This window comes from Micromonospora sp. KC606, assembly GCF_004348675.1.
Classification (GTDB): Bacteria; Actinomycetota; Actinomycetes; order Mycobacteriales; family Micromonosporaceae; genus Micromonospora.
This window is the reverse complement of sequence record NZ_SMKN01000413.1, coordinates 1-1,122: the sequence shown is the minus strand read 5'-3', so window position 1 is coordinate 1,122 and position 1,122 is coordinate 1. Positions and strand designations below refer to the sequence as shown.

Genomic DNA, 1,122 nt, shown 5'->3' with positions numbered 1-1,122 from the left:
GGGCGAACGCCGCGCGCATCATGCGGGGGGAGAGCTCGGCGATCATGATCTGGTCCTGGGGGAGGGGAGGGGTGCTGACCTCGCCGACCAGCGCCGCCACGGTCCGCAGATCCCGTCGGTACGCCTCAAGGGTGTGGGGCGAGGGCTTGCGGGTGGCCCGCGCGGTCAGGAACTCCTCGATCAGGCGTGCCACCGATTCGTCCTGTTTTTCATGCATAAGTGATATTATGCATGGTTTTCGCTTTTCCGTCGACCGGGCGATTGTGAAAGCACCGGTTTCGAAGGGGAGAAGCGGCGGCGAGCCGGACTCGTGGAGGCGTCGATGATCCTCAAGGGACGTCCGTTCCCCAGAGCCGGGTCAGGCTGGCCGTCAGTAGGATCAGTGTCGATGAACGACCTGATGCTCGACATGGTTGCCATTCCCGGGGGCAGGGCGACCGTGTCGGACCGGCGGACGCGGTCCAGCTGGTCGGTCGAACTCGCGCCGTACCAGCTCGCCGTGGTCCCGGTGACCCAGGCGCTCTACGCCCGGGTCACCGGCCAGCGACCAAGCGCCGCCGCTCGGGATGATTCACTGCCTGTGGAAAGCGTGTCGTGGCTGGACGCGGTCCGGTTCTGCAACAGCCTGTCCCGCCAGAGAGGTCTGCCGCCCGCGTATCACCTTGGCGGCGATGGCGTCACGTGCGACGCGACCGACGACGGGTACCGACTACCGACCGAGGCCGAGTGGGAGTACGCGTGCCGGGCCGGTACGACCGGCCCTCGATACGGCCCGCTCGACGAGATCGCCTGGCACCGCGGCAACTCAGGCGAGCAGCCGCACCCCGTTGGCGAGAAGCAACCGAACGCATGGGGCCTGCACGACATGCTGGGCAACATCTGGGAATGGTGCTGGGACATCTACGACGCCGAGGTCTACGACAGCTACCGCGTGCTGCGCGGCGGCGGCTGGTTCGACCAACCCTGGAGTTGCCGAGCCTCGGTACGCCGCCGCAGCCATCCCGCTCTCCAAATCGATGATCTGGGGTTCCGCGTTGCCCGCACCTTCCTGCGTTGACGAAGGCCGCCAGGGGGTGAGGCCGCGGGTGGGAGGGGCCTCGACGAGCCTACCTGTCTCCTATA

At 67.2% G+C, this 1,122-nt stretch carries 1 protein-coding gene and 1 pseudogene; one reads left to right on the top strand and one right to left on the bottom strand.

Annotated features, from left to right (window positions below):
* Nucleotides 1–217 (bottom strand): annotated as a pseudogene (locus tag E1193_RS31455) (integrase); the annotation flags it as partial.
* 171 nt (nt 218–388) lie between these two features.
* On the opposite strand from E1193_RS31455, the gene E1193_RS31450 reads away from it, so the two are divergent.
* Nucleotides 389–1,057, top strand: coding sequence for a formylglycine-generating enzyme family protein (locus E1193_RS31450; protein ID WP_243707989.1), 669 nt, complete (start codon nt 389–391; stop codon nt 1,055–1,057).
* Nucleotides 1,058–1,122: the final 65 nt, after the last annotated feature.